General features: G+C 70.0%; 24 protein-coding genes and 1 pseudogene. 8 read left to right on the plus strand and 17 right to left on the minus strand.

Features of this window, described 5'->3' with window-relative positions; genetic code table 11:
* Positions 1 to 81: 81 nt before the first annotated feature.
* Both ACP4J3_RS33365 and ACP4J3_RS33370 read left to right on the plus strand, forming a co-directional pair.
* Positions 82 to 1,368, plus strand: a complete 1,287-nt coding sequence (locus ACP4J3_RS33365; protein WP_426539942.1) for an SDR family oxidoreductase — start codon at positions 82 to 84, stop codon at positions 1,366 to 1,368.
* Positions 1,369 to 1,381: 13 nt separating this feature from the next.
* A complete protein-coding gene (locus ACP4J3_RS33370; RefSeq protein WP_426539943.1) occupies positions 1,382 to 2,308 on the plus strand; it encodes a MaoC family dehydratase in 927 nt (308 codons plus the stop codon).
* Here the strand turns inward: ACP4J3_RS33370 and ACP4J3_RS33375 are convergent.
* The 9 genes and pseudogenes from ACP4J3_RS33375 to ACP4J3_RS33415 all read right to left on the minus strand — a co-directional run bounded on the left by ACP4J3_RS33375 (position 2,272) and on the right by ACP4J3_RS33415 (position 10,129).
* On the minus strand, positions 2,272 to 2,952 hold the full coding sequence (locus tag ACP4J3_RS33375; RefSeq protein ID WP_426539944.1) for a TetR/AcrR family transcriptional regulator: 681 nt from the start codon (positions 2,950 to 2,952) through the stop codon (positions 2,272 to 2,274). The two genes, ACP4J3_RS33370 and ACP4J3_RS33375, sit on opposite strands and share 37 nt — an antisense overlap.
* 59 nt (positions 2,953 to 3,011) lie before the next feature.
* Complete coding sequence (locus ACP4J3_RS33380) at positions 3,012 to 4,361, minus strand: SPFH domain-containing protein (RefSeq protein ID WP_426539945.1); 1,350 nt, start codon at positions 4,359 to 4,361, stop codon at positions 3,012 to 3,014.
* On the minus strand, positions 4,358 to 5,764 hold the full coding sequence (locus ACP4J3_RS33385) for an SPFH domain-containing protein (RefSeq protein WP_426540024.1): 1,407 nt from the start codon (positions 5,762 to 5,764) through the stop codon (positions 4,358 to 4,360). Before ACP4J3_RS33385 ends, ACP4J3_RS33380 begins: the two co-directional genes overlap by 4 nt.
* A gap of 398 nt (positions 5,765 to 6,162) precedes the next feature.
* Positions 6,163 to 6,471, minus strand: coding sequence for a DUF4229 domain-containing protein (locus ACP4J3_RS33390; protein ID WP_426539946.1), 309 nt, complete (start codon positions 6,469 to 6,471; stop codon positions 6,163 to 6,165).
* Between the two features lie 85 nt (positions 6,472 to 6,556).
* Positions 6,557 to 6,637: pseudogene (locus ACP4J3_RS33395) on the minus strand (GNAT family N-acetyltransferase); the annotation flags it as partial.
* Positions 6,638 to 6,986: 349 nt separating this feature from the next.
* Positions 6,987 to 7,646, minus strand: coding sequence for a UdgX family uracil-DNA binding protein (locus tag ACP4J3_RS33400; protein ID WP_426539947.1), 660 nt, complete (start codon positions 7,644 to 7,646; stop codon positions 6,987 to 6,989).
* A gap of 54 nt (positions 7,647 to 7,700) precedes the next feature.
* A complete protein-coding gene (gene mqnE, locus ACP4J3_RS33405; protein ID WP_194042230.1) occupies positions 7,701 to 8,864 on the minus strand; it encodes an aminofutalosine synthase MqnE in 1,164 nt (387 codons plus the stop codon).
* A 39-nt stretch (positions 8,865 to 8,903) separates the two neighbouring features.
* Positions 8,904 to 9,359: an Lrp/AsnC family transcriptional regulator gene (locus tag ACP4J3_RS33410; RefSeq protein ID WP_194042232.1), complete on the minus strand. Its 456-nt coding sequence runs from the start codon at positions 9,357 to 9,359 to the stop codon at positions 8,904 to 8,906.
* Positions 9,360 to 9,445: 86 nt separating this feature from the next.
* Entirely contained in the window at positions 9,446 to 10,129 is a 684-nt protein-coding gene (locus ACP4J3_RS33415) for a UbiX family flavin prenyltransferase (RefSeq protein WP_426539948.1), read from the minus strand.
* A gap of 89 nt (positions 10,130 to 10,218) precedes the next feature.
* Here ACP4J3_RS33415 and ACP4J3_RS33420 point away from each other — a divergent pair, with 89 nt between their 5' ends.
* Positions 10,219 to 10,842, plus strand: coding sequence for a rhomboid family intramembrane serine protease (locus tag ACP4J3_RS33420; protein WP_426539949.1), 624 nt, complete (start codon positions 10,219 to 10,221; stop codon positions 10,840 to 10,842).
* A gap of 85 nt (positions 10,843 to 10,927) precedes the next feature.
* Here ACP4J3_RS33420 and mqnP read toward each other — a convergent pair whose 3' ends face one another.
* Positions 10,928 to 11,830 (minus strand): menaquinone biosynthesis prenyltransferase MqnP, encoded by a 903-nt coding sequence (gene mqnP / locus ACP4J3_RS33425; protein WP_426539950.1) that lies wholly within the window; start codon positions 11,828 to 11,830, stop codon positions 10,928 to 10,930.
* A 97-nt stretch (positions 11,831 to 11,927) separates the two neighbouring features.
* Entirely contained in the window at positions 11,928 to 13,379 is a 1,452-nt protein-coding gene (locus ACP4J3_RS33430; protein ID WP_426539952.1) for a menaquinone biosynthesis decarboxylase, read from the minus strand.
* A gap of 87 nt (positions 13,380 to 13,466) precedes the next feature.
* On the opposite strand from ACP4J3_RS33430, the gene ACP4J3_RS33435 reads away from it, so the two are divergent.
* From ACP4J3_RS33435 to ACP4J3_RS33455, 5 genes are all read left to right on the plus strand, one after another.
* Complete coding sequence (locus ACP4J3_RS33435) at positions 13,467 to 13,796, plus strand: PLD nuclease N-terminal domain-containing protein (RefSeq protein WP_426539954.1); 330 nt, start codon at positions 13,467 to 13,469, stop codon at positions 13,794 to 13,796.
* 113 nt (positions 13,797 to 13,909) lie between these two features.
* Positions 13,910 to 14,857 carry a transglutaminase-like domain-containing protein gene (locus ACP4J3_RS33440; RefSeq protein WP_426539955.1) on the plus strand — a complete coding sequence of 316 codons (948 nt, stop codon included), beginning with the start codon at positions 13,910 to 13,912 and terminating at the stop codon, positions 14,855 to 14,857.
* A 70-nt stretch (positions 14,858 to 14,927) separates the two neighbouring features.
* Positions 14,928 to 15,377 (plus strand): nucleoside deaminase, encoded by a 450-nt coding sequence (locus ACP4J3_RS33445; RefSeq protein ID WP_426539956.1) that lies wholly within the window; start codon positions 14,928 to 14,930, stop codon positions 15,375 to 15,377.
* Complete coding sequence (locus ACP4J3_RS33450; protein WP_426539957.1) at positions 15,370 to 16,338, plus strand: isopenicillin N synthase family dioxygenase; 969 nt, start codon at positions 15,370 to 15,372, stop codon at positions 16,336 to 16,338. Before ACP4J3_RS33445 ends, ACP4J3_RS33450 begins: the two co-directional genes overlap by 8 nt.
* A gap of 89 nt (positions 16,339 to 16,427) precedes the next feature.
* Complete coding sequence (locus tag ACP4J3_RS33455; RefSeq protein WP_426539958.1) at positions 16,428 to 17,819, plus strand: condensation domain-containing protein; 1,392 nt, start codon at positions 16,428 to 16,430, stop codon at positions 17,817 to 17,819.
* A gap of 38 nt (positions 17,820 to 17,857) precedes the next feature.
* Here the strand turns inward: ACP4J3_RS33455 and ACP4J3_RS33460 are convergent, their stop codons facing one another.
* From ACP4J3_RS33460 to ACP4J3_RS33485, 6 genes are all read right to left on the minus strand, one after another.
* Positions 17,858 to 18,256, minus strand: a complete 399-nt coding sequence (locus tag ACP4J3_RS33460) for an SRPBCC domain-containing protein (protein ID WP_426539959.1) — start codon at positions 18,254 to 18,256, stop codon at positions 17,858 to 17,860.
* Between the two features lie 66 nt (positions 18,257 to 18,322).
* Positions 18,323 to 19,432 carry a c-type cytochrome biogenesis protein CcsB gene (gene ccsB / locus ACP4J3_RS33465; RefSeq protein WP_426539960.1) on the minus strand — a complete coding sequence of 370 codons (1,110 nt, stop codon included), beginning with the start codon at positions 19,430 to 19,432 and terminating at the stop codon, positions 18,323 to 18,325.
* Positions 19,429 to 21,186 (minus strand): cytochrome c biogenesis protein ResB, encoded by a 1,758-nt coding sequence (gene resB, locus ACP4J3_RS33470; RefSeq protein WP_426539962.1) that lies wholly within the window; start codon positions 21,184 to 21,186, stop codon positions 19,429 to 19,431. The genes ccsB and resB overlap by 4 nt, the downstream gene beginning before the upstream one ends.
* 3 nt (positions 21,187 to 21,189) lie before the next feature.
* Entirely contained in the window at positions 21,190 to 21,963 is a 774-nt protein-coding gene (locus tag ACP4J3_RS33475; protein ID WP_426539963.1) for a cytochrome c biogenesis CcdA family protein, read from the minus strand.
* Between the two features lies 1 nt (position 21,964).
* Entirely contained in the window at positions 21,965 to 22,594 is a 630-nt protein-coding gene (locus ACP4J3_RS33480) for a TlpA family protein disulfide reductase (RefSeq protein WP_426539964.1), read from the minus strand.
* A gap of 66 nt (positions 22,595 to 22,660) precedes the next feature.
* Entirely contained in the window at positions 22,661 to 23,914 is a 1,254-nt protein-coding gene (locus tag ACP4J3_RS33485; protein ID WP_426539966.1) for a hypothetical protein, read from the minus strand.
* Between the last annotated feature and the right edge of the window lie 33 nt (positions 23,915 to 23,947).

Below are 23,947 nucleotides of genomic sequence, written 5' to 3' on the forward strand. Positions count from 1 at the left end.
ACTCACTCCTCACGTCCAGCATGGCCTTACCTCGGGTAACCTTACTCCGGAGTCAGCACCGGAGCGCACTGGGAGTGGGACATGGCCGACCGCTATCTGAGCTTCACCGGTACGGCCCCCGGCCGCTTCCTCAACCGCCGCCTGGGACTGCCCCAGCCGGCGGCCCTCAGACGCTGGTCGCCGGAGCACCCCGCGCTGAAGGGGGACCGGCTCCTGCTCACCGCCGGAAAGTCGGACCTCGACCTGGCCGACGCGGGCCTGGACCTGACGCCCTCCTCCGAGAGGCCGGCCGCCGTCCTCCTGGACGCCACCGGGGTCCGGGACGTCGAGACGCTCGCCGAGGTGCACGCCGCCCTCCACCCGGTCCTGCGGTCGGTCGCGGACAGCGGCCGGGTCGTCGTCCTCGGCGCACCCCTCGACCCCGCCGACCACCACCAGGCGGCCGTCCAGCAGGCCCTGGAGGGCTTCACCCGCTCGCTCGGCAAGGAGATCGGACGCGGCCGCACGGTCAATCTCGTACGGCTCACCGACGCGCGTGCCGCCGGATCAACCCTGCGCTTCCTCCTCTCCCCCAAGTCGGCCTACGTCAGCGGCCAGGTCGTCGAGGTGGGGCCGGCGGACTGGACGGACGGCACTACGGATGACACTCAGGCCGCGCCCGACGTCCCCGACCGCCCCCTGACCGGCCGCACCGCCCTGGTCACCGGCGCCGCGCGCGGCATCGGTGAGGCGGTCGCCGAGACGCTGGCCAGGGACGGCGCCCGGGTCGTCGTCCTCGATGTGCCGCAGGCCGAGCGGGACGCCCGGCGGGTGGCCGACCGGCTCGGCGGCACCGCCCTCGCGCTCGACATCACCGCCCCCGACGCGGGCGAGCGCATCGCACAGGCGCTGCCGGACGGGCTGGACGTGCTGGTGCACAACGCCGGGATCACCCGTGACCGTCGGCTGGTCAACATGCCCGCCGAGCGCTGGAGTTCGGTGCTCGACGTCAATCTCGCGAGCGTGCTGCGCACGACGGACGCGCTGCTGGCGAGCGGGACCCTGCGGCGGGGCGGCCGGATCGTGGCGACGGCGTCTACTACCAGCCGTCGACCTGGCATCGCGGCCAGGTCGAACGCGTATGCGGCCAGAGCGTCTCTGACGGGCTCGGCGAGCCAAAGCGCTGCTCGGAGCAAGAACCCGTCGCCTTCGTGCCCTGGTACTGAACAACAGGAGCTGTCAGCCCGCGTGGCACATCCCTCCGGACGCTGGTCGATCAGGTCTCGCGACCTCACCGAGGAGGGTGCCCGACGTCGCCTGGGCGCTGGGCGTGCGGGTCACAGTCTGCCACACAACGGCTACGTTCCGCTAATCCGACCATGCCTTTAGCTGGGGGCGTCTGATGGATCTCGTGCTCACCAGTGCTCCTTCCCTTCCGCCCCTGCTCACCCAGGGCGCCCTGCTGTCACCCTTCAAACGACCCGGACCCGACGCGGAGTTCCCGCGCACCCGCCTCGTGCTGCCGGGACTTCGGGTCGACCTCGCCCGGCTGGCCGCGTACGAGAGGGTGTGCGGCTTTCCCACCGGGGAGGACGCCCTGCCGGTGACCTATCCGCACGTGCTCGGCTTCCCGCTGGCGATGCGGCTGATGAGCGGCCGGGACTTCCCGCTGCCCCTGCTCGGGCTCGTCCACACCTCGATCACGATCACCCAGTACCGGGCTCTGGCGGCCACCGAGGAGTACGAACTCTCCGTGCGCGTCGACGGGCTGGCGCCGCACCGGCGCGGCACGGAGGCCGCCGTGCTCACCGTGGTCCGCGCGGGCGAGGAGGTCGTATGGGAGTCGCGGAGCACATATCTGGCCCGGCATCGCACCCCGCACCGGGCCCCCGAACCGGCGACGGGGGCGCGCGAGCCCGCGAAGGAGGCGCGCGAGCCCGCGAAGGAGGTGCGCGAGCCCGCGAAGGAGGTGCGCGACCCTGTGAAGGAGGCGCGCGGGCCGCTGCCCGCCGTCGCCGGGTGGCGCATCGCCGGTGACGTCGGCCGTCGCTACGGCGCCGCCTCGGGTGACCGCAACCCCATCCATCTGCACCCCCTCACCGCCCGCCTGTTCGGCTTCCCGCGTGCCATCGCGCACGGCATGTGGACGGTGGCCCGCTGCCTCGCCGCGCACGGGGTGCCTGAACGGGTCCGGGTGGATGCGAAGTTCCGGGCGCCGGTGCTGCTGCCGGGGACGGTGACGTACGCCGCCGAGGGCGGGCGGTTCGAGCTACGGGGCGGCGGCGAGCGCGTTCATCTGGCCGGGGAGGTCTGTCCGCTCGCCTCGTGAGCGGCGTCCGGCGGCGTCCAGGGCTTGCCGTCCATCAGGTTGCCCAATCCGGACCAGGCGAAGTTCATCAACGTGGCCGCCGCCTGTCGCGCCGTCACCCCCGGCGCGGCGTTGGCCCAGTCGGCGAGCGACTCGGCGGCCCCCACGAGAGCCTCGGCGAGACCGGCGACCTCACTCTCGGGGAAGTCGGGGTCGCGGTGCGCCTCCCGGGCGGCCGCGACGATCAACTGGGTCACGAACGCCACGATCTCGGCGCGCATCTCGTCGACCTCGGAGGCGAACGGCTCGCCGTGGGTGCGGGCCTGGAGGTGCAGGACGGACCAGCCGTCCGGGTTCTGGGAGGTGTGCGCGAAGAACGCGCCGAGGCCTTCCCAGAGTTGGCGGTCGGCCGGCAGTTCGCGCCGCACGCCGGCCCGCACGGCCGCGGTGAGTGCTGCGGCCTCGCGGCGTATGCAGGCAGTGAACAGATCTTCCTTCGAATTCAGGTACAGGTACACCAACGGCTTGGAAACGCCCGCGAGTTCGGCGATCTCGTCCATCGACGCGGCCATGTACCCGCGCTGCCCGAACGTCCGCACGGCGGCGTCCAGCATCTGCTGCTCACGGACGGCCCGCGGCATCCGCTTGGTCTTCACGGCACCCATGCCGATTAGCGTACGGGCCGGGAGGGTCGATCCCACCCGGCCCGCTGCGAACCGCTGCCCTACTTGTCGCCGTTCATCTCGTCCACGAGCCGCCCGAGCCGCTCCGTCCGCTCGCCCCACGGCTGCCCGTCGCCGGACGGCAGGGCCGTCATCCGGGGCAGCAACTGCGCCGTGAGGAGGGTCGACAGGGCCGAGGTGTCGGCGCTCGTGCCGTCGGTGCGCACGACCACCGGCTGCGGGGCCTTCCCGGCGAGCTTCGCGCCCACCTCCAGGCGGCGCCGGGCCAGTTCGTACTGCAGGACGGCGCGGTTGTCGCGGTAGGCCTTGGCGAGGGCGCGCTGGGCGCGGGCCTCGTTCTCGGCGGCGATCAGGCCGCTGCGACCGCGCGTCTCGATCTCGAACCGCACGCGCTGGGCGTTGGTCTCCTGCTGCTCCAGCAACTGCGCGACCTCTTCGCGGGCCCGGTTCAGCGCGGCCTTGACCTCGACGATCCGGGCGTCGCGCACCTTCTTGGCCCGCTCGATGTCCATGCCGAGCTGGTCGATCCGGCGCTTGCGGATCAGGCCCCACTCCTGCTCGTAGGCGGTGCGCTCCTTGGCGACCCGCTCCCGGGTGGCCAGGTGCTGCTGGTACTGCGCCGGAAGCTGCACATCCGGGATGTTGGAGCCGGTGATGCGCACGCCGTAGACGGAGAGCTGGCGGTTGAGCAGCTCCTGCATGTCGGCCACGTCCGAGCCGCGCAGGTCGTAGGCGCGCTCGGTGCGCATCTTCCGCGCCCGCTGCCGGATCGCGTCCTGTACGGCGCTGGAGAGCACCAGGTCGAAGTTGCCCGCGCCGATGGTGCGGACGAACAGCACGGCGTCGGTGATGCGGAACTTCAGGAAGAACTCGATCGAGCGCAGCGGCACGTTCTCCTGCGTCGGGCAGGCCATCACCGGTGCCGAGTACGGGATCTCGGTGGCCGTGTCGACGACGAAGTCCACCCGGGACCACGGGTGCCACAGGTAGTGGCGGCCGGCGTCCAGGGTGCGGGTGACGGCGCCGTAGCGGGTCAGCACGCCGTTGGTGCCCTGCTCGATCTCGACGATCGAGGAGCGCCACCACCACAGCGCGCCGATCAGCAGCAGCACGGCGCCGCCGATGTAGGAGAGGGAGGCCAGGGCGCCGTAGGCGAGGTCCCCGGCGGTGGAGTCGGACTCCGCCTCGCCCACGGACAGCATCACGCCCATGAGCAGGGCGTAGACGCCGAGCCACAGCGGCAGCATCCACCACAGGCGGCGCCGGTGGCGCGGGATGATGACCGGGATCAGGGTGTCGGCCTCGCCGCCGCGCAGCAGGCGCGCGATGTCGCTCCAGGGGGCGACGGCCTCGGAGATGACCGACCTGCGGTTGGTACGGGCGCTGCTCACTGGGCGGCCTCCTCGGATGCGTCGGAGCTGTCGGCCGATGCGGACTGGTCGGGCACCTGCGGCACCGTCGGCCGCTCAGCGGCGAGCAGCGCGCCGATCTCGCCCTCGCGCGCGGCGATCCGCTCGGACACCTCGGCCAGGCGCGCCCGTACGGCGGCCATGTCCTCGTCGGAGAACAGTTCCGTGCCGCGCTCGCCGACCAGTTCGCGGGCCAGCTCCAGGAAGTCGATCCCGGCGTCCGCGGTGCCGCCGATGCGCACGAGCCGCGGCAGGTGGTCGGCGACCTGCTCCAGCGTGTCCAGCACCTGCTGCTGGTAGCGGTATTCGAGGATCTCGGGCGCCTCGGCCGCGGTCACGGCGCGGATGTCGAGGGCCTGTGCCTCCAGGAGGGCCGCGTTCGCCTTCGCCTCCGACTCGGCCTGGACGTAGCGCTGCCGGGCGAGTGCCTCGGCGCGGTTGGTCTCGCGCTCGACGGCCGTGTCCATCTGCGCCTGGTACTGGGCGATGTCGGCCTGGATCGCGGAGAGCGTCTCCTGGCTGGAGGCGAGTTCCCGGGTGAGGTCGCCCTCGTCCTGCTCCTTGCGCAGTTGAAGCGCGTACTCGTGGGTGTAGGCCTCCTTGGCCACCCGCACCATCTCGGGCGCCGCGAGGTCCATGCGGTAGCGCTGGTCGGAGGGCTCGGCATGGGTGATGTTGGCGTTGGTCAGCTCGACGGCCGGGCGGAACTGCTGGTTGAGCTGCTCCAGCAGACGGCCGGTGTCCTCGCCGACCATGTCGTAGATGCCGGCGGCCTCCTGCTCGTAGATGAGGCTGCGGATGGTCTCGCTGACGGCGTTGCTCAGCTTCTCCTCGAAGCCGCGCACCGCGCCGAGGGTGTAGACGAACTCGGTGGGGTCGCTGATGCGGAACTGGATGAACAGGTCGATCGACGCCTTCACACCGCCCCGGGTCGGCGCCTCGCGCACCGGCGCGTTGAACGGGTACTCGCGCGTGGTGTTGACGATGTACGACACCCGCTTCCACGGGCTCAGCAGCACGACCCGGCCCGGCCCCACGACCTTCTCCAGCTTGCCGAACCGGGTGATCAGCGCCTGGCAGCCGTCCGGCACCATGACCATGCCCTGCCGCCACCACACGAAGCCGACGGCGAGGACCGACACGACCCAGTAGTGCACGCCGAACAGCGGGTTGGTCAGGACGTCGGCACCCGCGGCCCCGACGATCGACGCGCCGACCGCGCCCAGCACGAGCAGCATCAGCACCGGCAGCATGGAGACGATCGAGCGGCCCTTGGGGATCACCATCGGGCAGATGGCATGCACCATCTCGCCGCCCTCGCGCACCTGCTCGCTTCTGCCGAGCGCCTCCCCGGCCTCGTCCAGCGGCACGGTCTTCTGCCGCATGACGGTGGCGGTGGAGCCCTGTTCCCGGGCGGCCGGGAAGTCGGCCGGGTCGATGCCCTGGCCCTGGACGTCGTACTGCTCGCCGCCGTCCGTCCCCGTCCCTCGTCCGCCGGTCTGCCGCCGCAGTTCCTGCTGCGCGGCCGCCCGCGGATCGGTGCCGGAAGCGACGGCTTGGGCGAGGCGTTGTGCGCCCTGCTTCGCGCGGGCTCGCGCTTGTGCCACGGTTCCCCCTTGTGGTTCCGATGCCCGTTGGATGCGGGTCCTACTGGTCATACACCGGTCGGCCCGATGTGGTTCCAGCCATCCCACAACATGATCCGGACAAGGGTAAGGGAGGGGCCCGGCACAGTTACCTGTCGGTATCACTGCCGGAACCCGGCAGAGACCGTACGGCGACCCTACGAGGTCTGGGAAGCCTGCCCCTGCGCGCGAGCCGTGTCGTCGGCCGTGTCCTCCTGGCTGCGGTTCGCCTCCAGGTTGGCCTTCATCCGGTCGACGCGCTGGACGATCCCGGCAGACGCGCGGTCCCGCTCCTTGCGCAGCACGACGAAGCTGATCGGGGCCGAGATCACCAGCGCGAGCAGGACGATCCACATGCCGTTGGAGTCGCCGAGGCCGCGCGGGGCGACACCGGAGTAGACGAGGCCCCAGACGACCACGAGGCAGCCCACGAAGATCCCGAGGCGCATCAGTGTGTAGCGGAGCATCTCAATCCACTCTTTCGATTCCAAACAGGGCCACCGTCCAGTGAAGCACGGCGGGCCACCGATCTTGCAGGGGGGTCGCTGCGGCTCAGTCGAGCGGCAGCAGCATGATCACGTCGTCCCGGTCCTCGCCCGGGGCGACCCGGATGGCGTCGGCCAACCGGCCGAGTCACGTTTAGTCAGCGAATGCTCCCTCTGGGTGATAGGCTGGCCGAGAGAGCTACCCGTCGGGGCGCTTGCAGCCGAGGACCGCAGGGAAGGTGGACCAGCCCCACTGAGGACTTCGCGCAAGCCCATCGGGGTCGTAAGACGCGGATCGCCGAGGCGGAACAGCGCGCCTTCCGACCCCGAAGACCGTTCGCGGGGCGTCCGGGACATCCCGGTTGCGGAGCTCAGCCACTGGCCGGGCTTTGCGAGGAACGGTGTGGCTGTACACGGTGACCGCAGGTCATCAGCCAACGCAAAGGTGAAGGATGCGGGAGGGGCGTCCCCCTCCCGCAACACCAATCCCGCGCTTACTACGTCAGCGCTCGCGCCGCCACTTTCAGATCGGAGACCAGCCCGTCGTACGCGGCCTTGCGGTCCTCGTCATCCTGCGCCCGCAGCACCGACGACGGATGCACCGTCGCCACCAGTCTCTCCGGCCGCCCGTGGATCTCGCGCTCCAGCAGCGCCCCGCGCGCCTGCCCGACCCGGAACGACGACCCCAGCAGCGCCTTGCCCGCGCTCGCGCCCAGCACCACGATCAGCTCCGGCTCCACCACGGCCAGTTCGGCGGCCAGCCAAGGGCCGCACGCCGTCATCTCACGCAGGGACGGCGCCTTGTGGATACGGCGCTTGCGGGGCTCCGCGCGCGTGAACTTGAAGTGCTTGACGGCGTTCGTGACATACGCGTCGCCCGGATCGATACCGGCCTCCGCCAGGGCCCGGTCGAGCAGTCTGCCGGCGGGGCCGACGAACGGCTTGCCCTGGCGGTCCTCCTGGTCGCCGGGCTGCTCACCGACGAGCATGACGCGCGCGTCCGCCGTCCCGGCGCCGAACACGGTCTGGGTCGCGTCGCGGTGCAGGGGGCAGCCACGGCAGCCGGCGGCGGCCCGGCGCAGCGCCGGGAGGCCGCCGCGATCGGGGAGGAAGGGTTCGGCGGTGTAGGCGTCCTCGGGTGCCTTTGTGCTCACCATGGCGCCCGAGTACCCGCCGTGGCGCATCGGACCCGTGCCGACCGGGTCGGACGGTCAGACGCGCATGGGCTGCGGGGACTCCCTGCGCGCCGGGTCCGGGCCGTCGTACTCGCGGATGACCTCGTAGCGCGTGTTGCGCTCCACCGGGCGGAACCCGGCGTCCCGGATCAGGTCCAGCAGGTCCTCGCGGGTCAGCTTGTTCGGCGTGCCGTAGTTGTCCGCGTCGTGGGTGATCTTGTACTCGACGACCGAGCCGTCCATGTCGTCCGCGCCGTGCTGCAGCGCGAGCTGCGCGGTCTGGACGCCGTGCATGACCCAGAAGACCTTGACGTGCGGGACGTTGTCGAAGAGGAGACGGGAGACGGCGAAGGTCTTCAGGGCCTCCGCGCCGGTCGCCATCTGGGTGCGCTCCTGAAGGCGGTTGCGGATCTTGCCGTCCTTCATGTCCACGAAGTCGTGCTGGTAGCGCAGCGGGATGAAGACCTGGAAGCCGCCGGTCTCGTCCTGGAGCTCACGGAGCCTGAGCACGTGGTCCACCCGGTGCCGCGGCTCCTCGATGTGGCCGTAGAGCATGGTGCACGGGGTCTTCAGACCCTTCTCGTGCGCCAGGCGGTGGATACGGGACCAGTCCTCCCAGTGGGTGCGGTGGTCCACGATGTGCTGTCGGACCTCCCAGTCGAAGATCTCCGCGCCGCCGCCGGTCAGCGACTCCAGACCGGCGTCGATGAGCTCGTCGAGGATCTCGGACGCGGACAGGCCGCTGATCGTCTCGAAGTGATGGATCTCGGTGGCCGTGAAGGCCTTCAGGGAGACGTTCGGGAGGGCGGCCTTGAGCTCCCGCAGGGAACGCGGGTAGTACCGCCACGGGAGGTTCGGGTGCAGCCCGTTGACGATGTGCAGCTCGGTGAGGTTCTCCGACTCCATCGCCTTGGCCAGCCCCACGGCCTCCTCGATGCGCATCGTGTACGCGTCCTTCTCCCCCGGCTTGCGCTGGAAGGAGCAGTAGGCGCAGGAGGCCGTACAGACGTTGGTCATGTTGAGGTGCCGGTTGACGTTGAAGTGCACGACGTCACCGTTCTTGCGGGTGCGCACCTCGTGGGCGAGACCGCCGAGCCACGCCAGGTCGTCCGACTCGTACAGCGCGATGCCGTCCTCACGGGTCAGGCGGACACCCGCCCTGACCTTGTCCTCCAGCTCGCGCTTGAGCCCGACGTCCATGCGTGCACCTCTCTCAGACAGACTCCGTAAACCGTACGCCTACACTTCCTCGGGCAATTCCCCGACCCGGTTCTCCCACTTGGTGGAGAGCACGATCGTCGTACGGGTCCGGGAGACGCCCTTCGTCCCGCTGAGCCGCCGGATGATCTTCTCCAGGCCGTCCACGTCCGCCGCGCGCACCTTGAGCATGTACGAGTCGTCGCCGGCGATGAACCAGCAGTCCTCGATCTCGCTCAGGTCCCGCAGCCGGCTCGCCACGTCCTCGTGGTCGGTGGCGTCGGAGAGCGAGATGCCGATCAGCGCGGTGACGCCGAGGCCGAGCGAGGCGGCGTCGACGGTGGCGCGGTAGCCGGTGATGACGCCGGCCGCCTCCAGCCGGTTGATGCGGTCGGTGACGCTGGGGCCCGACAGGCCGACGAGGCGCCCCAGCTCCGCGTAGGAGGCCCGGCCGTTCTCCCTCAGGGCCTGGATGAGCTGCCTGTCCACCGCGTCCATGCGATTGAAAGCCTTCCGCTGAAGAGGTCTGACGTAGTTCCTGAACTGATGCCTGAAGTACTGCTGCCTGAAGTGATGAGTGCCGCTCAGTCGGTCCGGGCGCCCCCGCCCAGTTCGCCCTTCCAGCGGCGGTAGAGCCGGTGTTCGACGCCCGCCGCGTCGAGCACCCGCCCCGCGACGAAGTCCACCAGGTCCTGGATGTGCGTGGCCCCGGCGTAGAACGCGGGCGAGGCCGGGACGACGCTCGCGCCCGCGTCGTCCAGCGTCACCAGGTGCCGAAGCGTCTGCCCGTTCAGGGGCGTCTCCCGTACGGCGACCACGAGCGCGCGCCCCTCCTTCAGGGTCACGCTCGCCGCCCGCTGCAACAGGTCCTTGGACAGCCCGAGCGCGACTCCGGCGACGCAGGCCGTGGAAGCGGGCACGATCAGCATCCCCTTGGTGGGATACGACCCCGAGGACGGCCCGGCGGCGAGGTCCCCGGCGTTCCAGTACCGCACGCCCTCGATGTCCGCCTCGAAGGTGCCGGGCTTGCCGTCGGCGCCCCGCGCGAGCCACTCCCGCAGGTCGTCCTCCCAGTGGGCGTCCCGGAAGGCGATCCCCGTCTCGTCGAGCAGGGTGAGCCGCGACGCCCGGCTGACGACCAGGTCGACGCGCTCCCCGGCGGCGAGGAGCGCGCGCAGCACGGCGGCGGCGTATGGGGTGCCGGAGGCGCCGGACACCCCTACGATCCAAGGCGCACGCGGCGTCTCTCCTGGCTTGACTGGGTTCACGACACCGAGCCTATCCGGCGTCGCGGGGTGGGAACCGACCAAGGGGGGCCAGGCGTTCCCAGGGGGGACGAAGTCGGGCGGGGGTTGCCATGCCGGGTACATCGGGTCCATGGGACACGGGGCGCGAGTGGTCGCGCGGTGAGCGGGCGTTGACAGCGGCCAAGCTGATGCTGGGCTGGGTGGCGCTGCTGTGGCTGCTGGAAGTGGCGGACGTGGTCAGCGGGCATGCGCTGGACCGGTTCGGCATCGTGCCGCGCGAGCCGTCCGAGCTGGTGGACGTCGTCCCGGCCTCCTTCATCCACTTCGGCTTCGCCCATGTCGCCGCGAACAGCGTGCCGCTGCTGGTCCTCGGGTTCCTGGCCGCGCTCGGCGGCATACGCCGGTTCCTGGCCGTCTGTGCCCTGGTCATCGTGGCGGACGGCATAGGGGTGTGGCTCATATCCCCGTCCGGCACCAACACCGCGGGCGCCTCCGGCCTGATCTTCGGCCTCTTCGGCTTCCTCCTGGTCACCGGCTTCGTGGAGCGCCGCCCGCTGGGCGTCCTGGTCGGCCTGCTGGTGGGCGCGATCTGGGGCAGCGCGATCCTGGCGGGCCTCGCCCCGACCCAGTCCGGCGTGAGCTGGCAGGGGCATCTGGTGGGCCTGGTGGCGGGCGTGGCGGCGGCGTTCGTCTTCCGCCGCCGGGCCGCGCTCAGGGCAGGGGGCGAACTTTAGGGCCGACGGTCGGGTCGGGGCCGTAGCGGATGATGACGAGCCATCACGTCGCTGCCTTCGGCGATCTGCGTCAGACCGATCTCCGTCAGACCGTCAGACCCCGAACCAGCAGATCCAGCAGCGCGCACACGAACAGGGCGATCCCGATGAACCCGTTGACGCTGAAGAACGCCCTGTTCAGGCGGGACAGGTCATGCGGGCGGACGATCGAGTGCTCGTACCCGAACGCGCCGGCCACGATCAGCAGGCCCAGCCAGAAGAACGTGCCCGCGTCCGTGACGACGGCGTACCAGGCGAACAGGGCCGTGGTGATCGCGTGGCAGGCCCGGGCGCCCCAGATCGCCGCCGGGATGCCGAAGCGGGCCGGCACCGACATGACGCCGATCTCGCGGTCGGCCTCGACGTCCTGGCAGGCGTAGATCAGGTCGAAGCCGCCGATCCAGATGCCGACGGCCAGGCCGAGGATCACCGCGTCCCAGGACCAGGACCCGGTGATCGCCAGCCAGCCGCCGACCGGGCCCATGGCCTGGGCCAGGCCCAGGATGGCCTGGGGGAAGTTCGTGAAGCGTTTGCCGTAGGGGTAGACCACCATCGGGATCACCGCGATGGGGGCGAGGGCCAGGCACAGGGGGTTCAGCAGGGCCGCCGCGCCCAGGAAGATCACCAGGGCGATCAGGGCGCCGGTCCAGGCGTGGCGGACCGACATCGCGCCGGTCACCAGCTCGCGGTGGGCGGTGCGCGGGTTCCGCGCGTCGATCTCGCGGTCGATGATCCGGTTGACCGCCATCGCGAAGGTGCGCAGGCCGACCATGCAGATGGTCACCAGGAGGAGCCGGCCCCAGTGGATGTTCCGGTCCAACTGGAACATCGCCGTCAGCGCGGCGATGTACGCGAAGGGCAGCGCGAACACCGAGTGCTCGATCATGACCAGGCGCAGGAAGGCTTTGGTGCGCCCTGGCTGAGGAATTGCGGCGGATGCACTGCTCACAGGCCGTACTCCGTCCACCGGCGCTCGACCGGACAACCCCCGCGTCGGCGGGGACGATCCACGCCAGGGCGACCGCTCTCCATGCTCCCTCGCTGCGTCACAGTCCGTATTCCTTCCAGCGTCGCGTCACCCGTTCGGCCGTATCCGGGTCCGAGAGGACCATGTCCGGCCAGCCGCCGTCGCGCGTGTAGCCCTCCTCGGGCCACTTCTTCGTCGCGTCGATGCCCGCCTTGCCGCCCCAGAACTGCTGGTAGGAGGCGTGGTCGAGATGGTCCACCGGGCCCTCGACCACCGACAGGTCGCGGGCGTAGTCCGTGTTGCCGAGCGCCCGCCAGGCGACCTCGTGCAGATCGTGCACATCGCAGTCGGAGTCGACGACCACGATCAGCTTGGTCAGGGACATCATGTGCGCGCCCCAGATCGCGTGCATCACCTTCTGGGCGTGCTTGGGGTACTTCTTGTCGATCGAGACGATCGCGCAGTTGTGGAAGCCGCCGGCCTCCGGCAGGTGGTAGTCCACGATGTCCGGGACGATGATCTTCAGCAGGGGGAGGAAGAAGCGTTCCGTCGCACGGCCCAGGGGTCCGTCCTCCGTCGGAGGCCGGCCTACGACGATCGACTGGAGCAGGGGGCGGCGGCGCATCGTCACACAGTCGATCGTCAGGGCCGGGAAGGGCTCCTGCGGGGTGTAGAAGCCGGTGTGGTCGCCGAAGGGCCCCTCCGGCAGCATCTCCCCGGGTTCCAGCCATCCCTCCAGCACGACCTCGGCCTGCGCCGGGACCTGGAGCGGGACGGTCTTGCAGTCGACCATCTCGATCCGCTTGCCCGCGAGGAAGCCCGCGAACAGGTACTCGTCGATGTCGCCGGGCAGCGGGGCGGTCGAGGCGTAGGTCACGGCGGGCGGACACCCGAAGGCGATGGCCACCGGCAGCCGTTCACCCCTTCTGGCCGCCACCTGGTAGTGGTTGCGGCTGTCCTTGTGGATCTGCCAGTGCATGCCGATGGTGCGCTTGTCGTGGCGCTGGAGGCGGTACAGGCCCAGATTCCGTACGCCGCTCTGAGGGTCCTTGGTGTGCGTGAGCCCGAGGTTGAAGAAGGAGCCGCCGTCCTTGGGCCAGGTGAACAGGGCGGGCAACTGCTCGAGGTCGACGTCGTCGCCGGTGAGCACGACCTCCTGGACCGGGCCGTCCTTGACCTTCTTCGGCGGTACGTGCGTCATGGCGCCGAGCTTGCCGAACGCCTCGCGCACCCCGACGAACCCGTGCGGCAGCTCGGGCTTGAGCAGCCCGCCGATCCGGTCGGAGATGTCGCCGTACGACTTCAGCCCCAGGGCCTTGAGCAGCCGCCGGTCGGTCCCGAAGACGTTCATCGCGAGGGGCATCGAGGACCCCTTCACGTTCTCGAACAGCAGCGCGGGACCGCCGGACTTCTGCACCCGGTCGACGATCTCCCCGACCTCCAGATACGGATCGACCTCGGCCTTGACGCGCTTGAGGTCGCCTTCGCGTTCCAGTGCCCTGAGCAGGGAACGAAGATCGTCGTAAGCCATGGGGTCAAGTATCCCCGAGCGGCTACCCTGGCCCTGAACCCGGGGGCCGTGCCCCCGGCCCGCCGACCGTTTCGCTGGAGAAGGCCCATGCTCCGGGTGTTGATGTTTCTCGTGCCACTGGCGCTGAGCGTGTACGCGTTCATCGACTGCATCAGCACGAAGGAGGAGGACATCCGCCACATGCCCAAGCCGCTGTGGGCGATCCTCGTGCTGGTGTTCCCCCTGGTCGGCTCGATCTCCTGGCTGATCGCGGGCAAGAAGCGCAGCCCCGCCGCCGACGGCTGGTCCGGCGTGCGCGAGCGCCGGCGTCAGCAGTGGGTCGCGCCGGACGACAACCCCGACTTCCTGAAGTCCCTGGGCGAGGACGACAGCTCCCGTGACGAGGACGACGACAAGAGGAAGCGCGACGAGCCCTGACCGGGTGCCGTCGGCGCGCGAACCGGCTCTGGACAATTCGCCGCGAATTTTGACACGGTGAATCGCACCGGCCCGTAATCGAACACGTGGTCGACGCCAATGGGAGTACAGCCATGTCTGCCACCCCTGCCCCCGTCCTCTCGCCGGACGCGGCCGCCTTCTACGCCGCCCAGAGCCCGTTCTCCACCCCCGGCGACCTGGCGTCCCGGTACGCCGGGCTGCCCGCCGACCCCGCCGAACTCGCCCGTGTCGTACGCGACTTGCTGATCCATCGCGGAGAGGGCGAGCTGTTCCGGCACACGCATCCCGCGGACCGGCTGCACAACGACGCCGAGACCCGCTACGTCGACGACATCCTGCGCATCATCGTCGAGCGCGACGACGCCCCGCTGACCGGGCGGCGCGATGTCGGGGACCGGTTCGTCGGCGTGTGCCGGGACTTCGCGTTACTGCACTGCTCTCTGCTGCGTCACATGGGCGTGCCGGCCCGCATCCGGTCCGGTTTCGCCGACTACTTCAGGAAGAACGGCGCGGACTACTTCCACGTCGACCACGTCGTCACCGAGTACTGGGACGAGGACAAGGGTGCCTGGGCCCTCGCCGACGCCCAGCTCGCCGACCCCTCGATCACCGGCGGCTGGGACGTCGACTTCGACCCGATGGACGTACCGCGCGACCGTTTCCTGGTCGCGGGCGAGGCGTGGCGGGCCATCCGTGAGGACGGCGCGGACCACAGGGCGTTCGGGCTGCATCCGCCCGAGGAGGGGCCGTTCTGGGGGGAGCGGTTCGTCGCGGGCAACGTCCGGCTCGATCTCGCGGCGCTCAACAAGGTGGAGACGCTCTTGTGGGACGTGTGGGGAGAGGAGGACGGCGAGCCGGGTCAGCCGCTGTCGGAGGCGGACCGTGAGCTGTACGACCGCGCCGCTCCCGTCGTCAGCGGCGAGGTGTCGTACGAGGCGGCGCGGCGGCTGTTCGCCGAGGACGACACCCTGCGCACCCCGGACACGGTGACCTGCTTCGCCCCCTTCAACGGAAAGAGCCGGGTCACACTCCGCCGCTGAACCCGCTCGCCCATGTCCGCTGCCCCGGTCCGCCATTGCCCCCACCCGCCCCGCACCGGAAAGTAGGGGCATGGATCAGTCAGAGGCACGCAGATGGCTCGGTACGGCCCTCGCGGAGGCCCGTGCCGGGCTGGGCGAGGGCGGGATTCCGATCGGTGCCGCGCTCTACGGGGCCGACGGGGCGCTGCTGGGGCGCGGCCACAACCGGCGGGTGCAGGACGGGGACCCCTCGATGCACGCGGAGACGGCCGCGTTCCGGGCGGCGGGGCGGCAGCGGTCGTATCGCGGCACGACCATGGTGACCACGCTCTCGCCGTGCTGGTACTGCTCCGGCCTGGTCCGGCAGTTCGGCATCTCCCGGGTGCTGATCGGCGAGGCGGTCACGTTCCGGGGCGGGCACGACTGGCTGGCCGAGCACGGTGTGGAGATCGTGCTGCTCGACGATCCCGAGTGCGTCCACCTGATGGACACCTTCATCAAGCACCACCCCGACCTGTGGAACGAGGACATCGGTGAGTGACCAGCCCCGCATCCCCACGATCGACCTCGGGCCGTGGCTGCACGGCGACGCCGGGACCCGTGGCGCCATCGCCCACACGGTCGACGAGGCCCTGCAGAACGCCGGCTTCCTCCTCGTGACCGGGCACGGCGTGGACCCGTCCCTGCGCGCCCGCATCCGCGCCGCCGCCCGCACCTTCTTCACGCTCCCCGCGGAGGCCAAGCAGGCGTACGCCGTGAAGGTCGGCGGACGCGGCTGGCTCGGGCCGGGCGCCGAGGCCAACGGCTACGCGGAGGGCACCGAGACCCCGCCGGACCTGAAGGAGTCGCTGACCTTCGCGACGCACGAGCCCTTCGAGGACCCCGTCGTCAACGCCGAGTGGTACGCGCCCAACGTGTGGCCGGCGGAGGTACCCGAACTCCGGTCCCTGTGCGAGGAGTACCTCGCGCGGATGGCCGAGCTGGAGAACCGGCTGCTGTCCCTGCTCGGCGAGGCCCTCGGCCTGGAACCCGACTTCTTCACCCGGCACATGGACCACCCGACGTACGGCTTCAACATCAACTGGTATCCGGGGCGGGAGACGGTCGGCGAGCCGGAGCCGGGCCAGTTCCGCATCGGGCCGCACACCGACTTCGGCACGGTGACGATCCTCGACCGGCAGGCGGGCAAGGGCGGGTTGCAGGTCTTCACGGACGCCGGCGGCTGGGAGGACGCGCCGTACGACCCGGCGGCGTTCACCATCAATATCGGGGATCTGATGGCCCGTTGGACCGGCGACCGGTGGCGGTCGGGGCGGCACCGAGTGCTGCCGCCGCCCGCGGACGCGCCCGCCGAGGAGCTGATGTCGCTCGTCTACTTCGGGGAGTGCACACCCGGCACGGTCGTGGAGTCGGTGCCCGCGCCGGTGGGACGGGTGGCGTACGAACCGGTCGACTCGCATGTTTATCTGCGCGGACAACTCGACTCGATCACCGTCGGCTGATCGCGGCGAGCCGTTTCCAGGAAAGGGTTGCCTCGTTGGGCGGGATACCACCCTTTCGGGTGTGTCCCCCGCCGCGAATGGAGCCGCCCGTGCGAATGACTGATATCCAGCGCTGCGAGGTCCGGCCCGGACGACTCGTCGAGTGGACGTTCAGCCCGGCGACCGTCGCGACGGCGAACGGCCTGCCGGAGGACTCACGGCCGCCGGCGTACATCCAGGAGTCGCACATCAGGACCGCGAGGTCCGTGCGCGAGGACGGCCTGTTCGTGCCGACCTGGCTCGGCACCGCCTTCGACCTCCCGGGCCGGGCCGACCTCGACGCGCTGCAGGAGGCGCTGCGCGGCTGGACGCTCCGGCACGAGACGCTGCGCAGCGGCTTCCGCTTCTGCGGCGCGGGCGGCGACGAGATGCGCCGGTTCACGCTCGACGCCGACGCGGTGTCCCTGGAGCGCACCGAGGTCGGCGACTTCACCGACCCGGCGGAGCTGGTCCGCCACCTCCAGGAGCGCTTCGACGTCACGGCGGACGCGCTGCGCTGGCCCAACCTCATCTACACGGCCGTCGTCCGGGACGACTCCACCAGCGTGTACATGGCCTTCGACCACAGCAACGTCGACGCCCACTCCATCCACCGCATCCCCGCCGAGATCCACGAGCTGTACGCGGCGCACCTCGCGGGCGGGGCCCTGGAGCCGGTGCCGGCCAGCAGCTACGTCGACTTCTGCGAGATCGAGCGCACGGACGCCGACCAGATCGACGACCGCCACGAGATCGTGGCCCGCTGGCGGGAGTTCATCCGCCGCTGCGACGGCAGGCTGCCGAACTTCCCCGTCGACCTCGGCCTCGACCCGGGGGCCGGGCTGCCCGCCCAGAAACTCCTGCGCGAGGAGCTCACCGGCCCGGACGCCGCCGCCGCGTTCGAGGCGTACTGCCGTCCCTACGGCGGCAGCTCGGTAGGCGTGCTGGCGGCCACCGCGCTGATCGTTCACGAGATCGGCGGCCGGCCCGTCTACCGCACCGTCGTGCCGTTCCACACCCGTGTGAAGTCCCGCTGGTCCGACTCGGTGGGCTGGTACGTCGGCGGCGCGCCCATCGAGATCCCCGTGGAGGAGGCGTACGACCTCCCCAGCGCCCTGCGCACGGTGCGCGCCGCGCTGCACGCCGGCCGGCATCTGGCCCGCATGCCGCTCGCCCGCGTCCTGCACCTGCTCGGCTCGGACTTCCGCCCCACCTCCCCCGACCTGTACTCGATCGTCTCCTACGTCGACACCCGTGGCGTCGCCGGATCCGGACGCTGGGCCGCGCAGAAGGCGTACGGCCTGATCAGGGTGTCGTACGGCGACCAGGTGTGCGCCTGGGTCACCCGGCTGCACGAGGGCCTGTGGTTCGCCGGCCGCTACCCGGACACCGACGTCGCGCAGAAGAACATGCGGCTGTACGTGGAGCGACTGCGGGACGTCATCGCCTCGACCGTTCCGTAAGCGCCCCATGCGCCACCGGGAGATCCGCCATGCCCATTTCACTTTTCCAGCATCTCGACAAGGCTCTCGAACCGAGACCGCCAGCGCGATTCCGACTCCCCGCGGCCCTGGAATTCATGGGTGAACCGCAGAACGGCACCCGTCTCCCCGTCCCGCTCCAAATGGAAGCGGATGCGGCCCACGCCCTCCACGGTGTACTCGGCGACCCGGTCCACATCCCAGGCGGTGACCCTCCCGCTGCCCACACCGCGCAGGGCGACCAGGCCGCCCAGCCGCGGTTCGAGGACGTCGACGGGGATCCACCAGGCCCCGAGCCCGTGGGCGCTGGAGAACGCGGGCCAGACCGCCTCCATGGGTGCCGGGAGCCGCACCCTGAAGTGCAGGGTGTGCGTGTCACCGTGGGTCTGGCTGATGCCCTGTTCTATGGAACCGGTCATGACACCAGCCTGACCCCGCGAGGGGCGAATTGCACCCCTTACGGCCGCTGACCTGTGTGTTCGGTCTTACACGCCGGCGTACGAGTGCTTGCCGGAGACGAAGATGTTGACGCCGTAGTAGTTGAACAGCCAGCAGCCGAAGGCGATCAGGGCCAGGTAGGCGGCCTTGCGGCCCTTCCAGCCGGCCGTGGCGCGGGCGTGCAGGTAGCAGGCGTAGGCGACCCAGGTGATGAAGGACCAGGTCTCCTTGGGGTCCCAGCCCCAGTAGCGGCCCCAGGCGTCGCCCGCCCAGATGGCGCCCGCGATGATCGTGAACGTCCACAGCGGGAAGACGGCGGCGTTGACGCGGTAGGAGAACTTGTCGAGGGACGCCGCGGCGGGCAGCCGGTCCAGGACGGAGTTCGCGAAGCGGCCCGGGGTGCCGCCGTTCGCCAGCTTGTTCTCGTAGCTGTCCTTGAAGAGGTACAGCAGCGTGGAGACGGCGCCGACGTAGAAGACCGCGCCGCAGAAGATCGCGGTGGAGACGTGGATGTACAGCCAGTACGAGTGGAGGGCGGGAACCAACTGGTCGCTGGCGGTGTACAAGACAGTGACGGCGAGGCCGAGATCGAGGAGGACCGTGGTGGTCAGGAACAGCCCCAGCCAGCGCACGTTCTTCTTCAGGGCGAGCAGCGTGAGGTACACACCGACGGCGACCGTGGAGAAGGTGATGTTGAACTCGTACATGTTGCCCCACGGCGCCCGCTGCACCGACAGGGCCCGAGTGAGCACACCACCGAACTCGATGAAGAAGGCGAGGACGGTGAGGGAGATGGCGATACGCCCGTAGAGGTCGCCCTGCTCGTCACCACCGTGCGCACCGGGCCCGTCCGGCACGTCCCGCTGCCCGGCCGTGGCCCGCACGACGACCTTCGGCCGCTCCAGTACGGCGGTGGAGCCGCCCTTCCTCACGGTGACGGCGGGCGCGGCGGCCTTCGTGGCGTTCGTGGCCTTCGCCGGGGTGAGCGCGGCGGCCGTGCGGCCGACCTTGCTGCGGCTGCCGAGGAGCCATTCGGCGATGTATGCGAAGAAGGCCAGGGTGTAGACGGCCATCGACGAGTAGATCAGCGTGTTGCTGATGTTGGCGAGGTCTTCGTTGGTGGCGGCGGCCAGCTCGGTCGCGGCGGCGAGAGTCACTTGGTCTCAGCCCCTTCGGCGGGTGCGGCTTGGGGGTCGGGGGTGGGGGTGTCGTCGGTGGAGTCGTCGTCCGGGGAGTCCGGGGAGTCCGGGTCGGGCGCGCCCGGCGCCTGGTCGTACAGGACCCCGGCGAGGTCGCCGAGCTCCTCGGGCACCTTCGCGGACTCGCTGCGGCCGAGGCCGGCCATCTCGACGACCGTGACGCCGTCGGCGCCGGTGGTGGCCCGCACCCACACGCGGCGACGCTGGATGAACAGGGAGGCGGCGAGGCCGAAGATCGCGACAAGGGAGCCGGCGAGCGCCCATCCGCTGCCGGGCTGCTGCGTGATCTGGAAGTTCGCCCACTCCTTGGTGCCCTCGTAGGTGATCGAGCCGGCACCGCCCGGAAGCTTCATGGTCTCGCCGGGCTTCAGGTTCTCCCGGAGCTGTTGGCCCTTGGAGTCCTTGAACCCCTTCATGTGCGACTTGTCGAGCTGGTACACGCTCTGCGGAATGCCCGAATTGACGCCGAGGTCGCCGTAGTACGGCGCCAGGTTCAGCACGGGGTTCAGCAACGCCGGGAAGGTCGAGACCGTCTCGCTGCCCGGAGTGTAGGTCGGCAGCAGGAAGGCCGAGATGCCGAGTTGCTCGCTGACACCCTTGGCGTTCTTGTAGCCGTCCAGGACCTTGACGACACCGGTTGACGTGACGTTGGCGTCGAGCGGCAGCAGCGGCACGGCGTCACGGAACACGACGTTGCCCTTGCCGTCCCGGACGGTGATGAGAGGGGCGTAACCGTGGGCCGTCAGGTAGACCTTCGAGTCGCCGATCTCCAGTGGGTGGTTGACCTTGACGAGTGTCTTCTTGTCCTTGCCGTAGGCACCCTCGGCGTAGGTGAGGGCGGCCTGGTAGGTGCGCGGCGTGCCCTTGTTGGGGCCGGAGGCCTCGTAGGTGCCGGTGAAGTCGTTCAGACGGAAGCTGTACGGCGTCAGGTCGTCGGCGGTGAAGAGATTGCCGGACTTGAAGTCGTCGTAGGCGATCAGCGTGTTGGAGAAACCGTTGCCCTCGACGAGGAGCTTGTTGCCCTCGGACTTGAAGAGCTGCCCCCAGGCGAAGGCGACCAGCATCACGATGAGGGCGATGTGGAAGGCCAGATTGCCGACCTCGCGCAGATAGCCCTTCTCGGCCGCGACGGCGTCACCGGCGAGGTGGGCGCGGAAGCGGCGCTTCTTCAGCAGGGCCAGCGCCGCCTCGCGCACCTGCTCCGGCTCGGCCTCGGTGCGCCACGTCGTGTACGCGGGCAGCCGGGTCAGTCGCTTGGGCGCGCCCGGCGGACGCCCGCGCAACTGGCCCACGAACTGCCAGGTGCGGGGCACGATGCAGCCGATGAGAGAGATGAACAGCAGGATGTAGATCGCGGCGAACCACACCGAGCCGTAGACGTTGAAGAGGCCCAGCTTGTCGTAGATCGGCGCGAGGGTGGGGTGGCTCTTGTGGAAGTCGGCGACCTTGGTGACGTCCTGGCCCGACTGCGGGATCAGGGAGCCGGGGATGGCGCCGAGCGCCAGGAGCAGCAGGAGCAGCAGGGCCACACGCATGGAGGTCAGTTGCCGCCAGAACCAACGGGCCCAGCCGATGACGCCCAGCGTGGGCAGGGTGGGCGGAGCGTCCACGGGCGCCGTGGAGAGCTGGGAGCCCGCGGCACCGAGGTCCTGGTCGTCGGGAGCGGCGGCCGGGGGCTCACCCAGTCCCGTGCCGACTGTGCTCTTGCTCATTGATCAGATCCCCACGGTGAATCCGGCGGACCAGGACTGCATGTCCTGGACGAGGCTGGCCCAGATGCCGGTCAGCAGCAGCAGACCGGTGACGATCATCATCGTCCCGCCGATCCGCATCACCCAGACGTAGTGGCGCTTGATCCAGCCGAAGGCGCCGAGCGCTTTGCGGAAGGCGACCGCGGCGAGCACGAACGGCACACCGAGGCCGAGGCAGTAGGCGACGGTCAGTATGGCACCGCGGCCCGCGCTCGACTGCTGCGAGGACAGGGCGAGCACGGAGGCGAGGGTCGGGCCGATGCAGGGTGTCCAGCCGATGCCGAAGAGCGCGCCGAGCACCGGGGCGCCGACCAGTCCGGCCGTGGGCTTGGTGTGGAAGCGGAACTCGCGCTGGGTCATCCAGGGCATCAGCCCCATGAAGAACACGCCCATGACGATCATGAGCACCCCCAGCACCTTGGACAGGACGCCCTGCTGCTCCTGGAGCGTCGACCCGAAGTAGCCGAACAGGGCCCCGCTGGAGACGAACACGGCGGTGAAGCCGGCCACGAACAGGGAGGCGCCCGCGACCATCCGGCCGCGCCGGGCCTCGGCCAGGTCGGTGCCGGTGACGCCGGTGACGTAGGACAGGTAGCCGGGGACCAGCGGCAGGACGCACGGGGAGAAGAAGGAGACGAGGCCGCCGAGCAGGGCGATGGGCAGGGCGACCAACAGGGCGCCGTTGAGCACCGTCTGGTTCTGGCCGGTGAGTGCGGCGAGGGTCGTGACTGCGCTCACGTCACTTCTCCGCGAGGACCGGGGCGATCATGGAGCGCAGCTTCTCCTCGCTGAGCGCGGCAAGGGAGCGGGCCGCGATCTTCCCCTCCCGGTCGAGGACGAGCGTGGAGGGGATCGCCTGCGGGTTGAGCGTGCCCTTCTCGAAGCGGAGCATCAGCTTGCTGCTCGGGTCGTACAGGCTGGGATAGGTGACGCCGTACTCCTTCTCGAAGGCGAGAGCGCTCTTGACCTGGGGGTCTGCGACGTTGATGCCGACGAACTGCACGCCCTTCGGCTTGAGGTCCGTGTAGACCTTCTGAAAGTTGGGGGCCTCGGCGCGGCAGGGCGCACACCAGGATCCCCATACGTTCAGGACGACGACCTTGCCCTTGAAGGAGGAGACCGCGAGCTGCTTGTCCTCGATGGTCTTGCCGGACAGGTCCGGGGCCGGATGGCGCTCGCCCTTCGCGACGGTGGAGATGCCGTCCTTGCCCATGATGAAGTTGGTGTCACCGCCCCCGCCGGACACGCCTCCCGAACTGCATGCGGAGACGAGCAGCGCGGTGACGGCGGCACCGGCGGCTGTCAGGGCGGTGCGACGCGAGCTGGTCCAGGAGGTCGGGCGCAGGGGGGCACGGCTGGCGGCACTCATGTGAAAAGTTTCGCATGCCCGTTCCGGGGATCTTGCGCACCCCCCTGTCGGACGTAAACCCGCATTTCAGGCGGCCTTTTGGAGCGCCTTCCAGCCGCCGACCGGCCGCTGCCCGACATCCAGAGTGCGCAACTTGTCCAGAACATCCGGCTTCTGCACATCCATCCAGTCCACGAACTGGCGGAAGGAGACGAGCCGGATGTCGGCGCCCTTCTCCTTCTCCCGGGCGATGTGCTTGAGGGCCTCCTCGACGGCGTCCATGTATATGCCGCCGTTCCACTGCTCGAAGTGGTTGCCGACGAAGAAGGGGGCCCGATTTGTCTCGTATGCCCGCTTGAAGCCCTGGATGTACGCCTGTGCCGACTGCTCGCGCCAGCCCGGGTAGTTGTGGCTGGGTGCGTTCGTCGAGTTGACCGACTGGTTGGCGAGCATGTTGTAGTCCATGGAGAGGACCTCGAACGAACGGCCGGGGAAAGGTATCTGCTGCAACGGCAGATCCCACAGTCCCCCCTTCTTCGTCGGCCACACCTGGCGCCCGCCCGGCGACGACGCGTCATAGCGCCACCTCAGTTCGCGGGCGGTGGGCAGCAGGTTGTCCTGGCCGAGGAGGCAGGGTGTGCGGCCGCCGACGAGTTCCTTGTCGTAGTCGAAGGGCAGGGACGGCAGATCGGTCCACCCGGAGTTGGTCCGCCACTCCTTCACGAAGGACTTCGCCTGCTCGATCTCGCTGCGCCACTGCTGCGGGGTCCAGTTGCCGACGGTGCCGGTGCCGGCGCAGAAGTGGCCGTTGAAGTGGGTGCCTATCTCGTGGCCGTCGAGCCAGGCCTGGCGGACGTTCTTCAGCGTGTCCTTGATGTGCTCGTCGGTGAGGTAGCCGATGTCGGAGGCGCCGCGCGGGTTGTTCGGCGGTTCGTAGAGCCGCTTCTTGCTCTCGGGCAGCAGATACAGCCCCGAGAGGAAGAAGGTCATGTGCGCCTGGTGCTCCTTGGCGAGTTCGAGGAAGCGCGGGAAGAGGCCGTTGCCGACCTCGCCGGCGCCGTCCCAGGAGAAGACGACGAACTGCGGCGGCTCCTGGCTGGGCTCCAGCGGCTCGGGCTTGCCCGGCTGGTTCGGCTGCTTGCCGGTGTACGAGGTGGAGCCGTCGCCTATGGGGCGGGCGCGGTCGGCCTGGGCGCCGGGCTTGTTGTCCGCGCCGTCACTGGAACCTCCGGAGGGCTTCGGCCCGTCTGACGACGTGAAGGTGCCGCACCCCGCGAGTCCCAGCGCGGCAGCCGCCCCGGCACCGAGTCCGATGGCTCCCCTTCGGCTGAAGTTGCGCATTGCTGCCCCGTCCGTCGTGCTTCTGAAGTGGTC

It is taken from the genome of Streptomyces sp. UG1 (assembly GCF_049974585.1).
GTDB lineage: Bacteria > Actinomycetota > Actinomycetes > Streptomycetales > Streptomycetaceae > Streptomyces.

What these genes read in the sequence shown, in the direction of transcription:
- ACP4J3_RS33385 (WP_426540024.1), bottom strand. Translation starts at nt 5,764, where the DNA reads ATGCGGCAGAAGACCGTGCCGCTGGACGAGGCCGGGGAGGCGCTCGGC.
- ACP4J3_RS33375 (WP_426539944.1), bottom strand. Translation starts at nt 2,952, where the DNA reads ATGGGTGCCGTGAAGACCAAGCGGATGCCGCGGGCCGTCCGTGAGCAG.
- ACP4J3_RS33410 (WP_194042232.1), bottom strand. Translation starts at nt 9,359, where the DNA reads ATGGACGCGGTGGACAGGCAGCTCATCCAGGCCCTGAGGGAGAACGGC.
- ACP4J3_RS33485 (WP_426539966.1), bottom strand. Translation starts at nt 23,914, where the DNA reads ATGCGCAACTTCAGCCGAAGGGGAGCCATCGGACTCGGTGCCGGGGCG.
- ACP4J3_RS33440 (WP_426539955.1), top strand. Translation starts at nt 13,910, where the DNA reads ATGTCTGCCACCCCTGCCCCCGTCCTCTCGCCGGACGCGGCCGCCTTC.
- ACP4J3_RS33400 (WP_426539947.1), bottom strand. Translation starts at nt 7,646, where the DNA reads ATGGTGAGCACAAAGGCACCCGAGGACGCCTACACCGCCGAACCCTTC.
- ACP4J3_RS33480 (WP_426539964.1), bottom strand. Translation starts at nt 22,594, where the DNA reads ATGAGTGCCGCCAGCCGTGCCCCCCTGCGCCCGACCTCCTGGACCAGC.
- ACP4J3_RS33435 (WP_426539954.1), top strand. Translation starts at nt 13,467, where the DNA reads ATGCTCCGGGTGTTGATGTTTCTCGTGCCACTGGCGCTGAGCGTGTAC.
- ACP4J3_RS33430 (WP_426539952.1), bottom strand. Translation starts at nt 13,379, where the DNA reads ATGGCTTACGACGATCTTCGTTCCCTGCTCAGGGCACTGGAACGCGAA.
- ACP4J3_RS33370 (WP_426539943.1), top strand. Translation starts at nt 1,382, where the DNA reads ATGGATCTCGTGCTCACCAGTGCTCCTTCCCTTCCGCCCCTGCTCACC.
- resB (WP_426539962.1), bottom strand. Translation starts at nt 21,186, where the DNA reads ATGAGCAAGAGCACAGTCGGCACGGGACTGGGTGAGCCCCCGGCCGCC.
- ACP4J3_RS33445 (WP_426539956.1), top strand. Translation starts at nt 14,928, where the DNA reads ATGGATCAGTCAGAGGCACGCAGATGGCTCGGTACGGCCCTCGCGGAG.
- ACP4J3_RS33420 (WP_426539949.1), top strand. Translation starts at nt 10,219, where the DNA reads ATGCCGGGTACATCGGGTCCATGGGACACGGGGCGCGAGTGGTCGCGC.
- ACP4J3_RS33460 (WP_426539959.1), bottom strand. Translation starts at nt 18,256, where the DNA reads ATGACCGGTTCCATAGAACAGGGCATCAGCCAGACCCACGGTGACACG.
- mqnE (WP_194042230.1), bottom strand. Translation starts at nt 8,864, where the DNA reads ATGGACGTCGGGCTCAAGCGCGAGCTGGAGGACAAGGTCAGGGCGGGT.
- ACP4J3_RS33390 (WP_426539946.1), bottom strand. Translation starts at nt 6,471, where the DNA reads ATGCTCCGCTACACACTGATGCGCCTCGGGATCTTCGTGGGCTGCCTC.
- ACP4J3_RS33365 (WP_426539942.1), top strand. Translation starts at nt 82, where the DNA reads ATGGCCGACCGCTATCTGAGCTTCACCGGTACGGCCCCCGGCCGCTTC.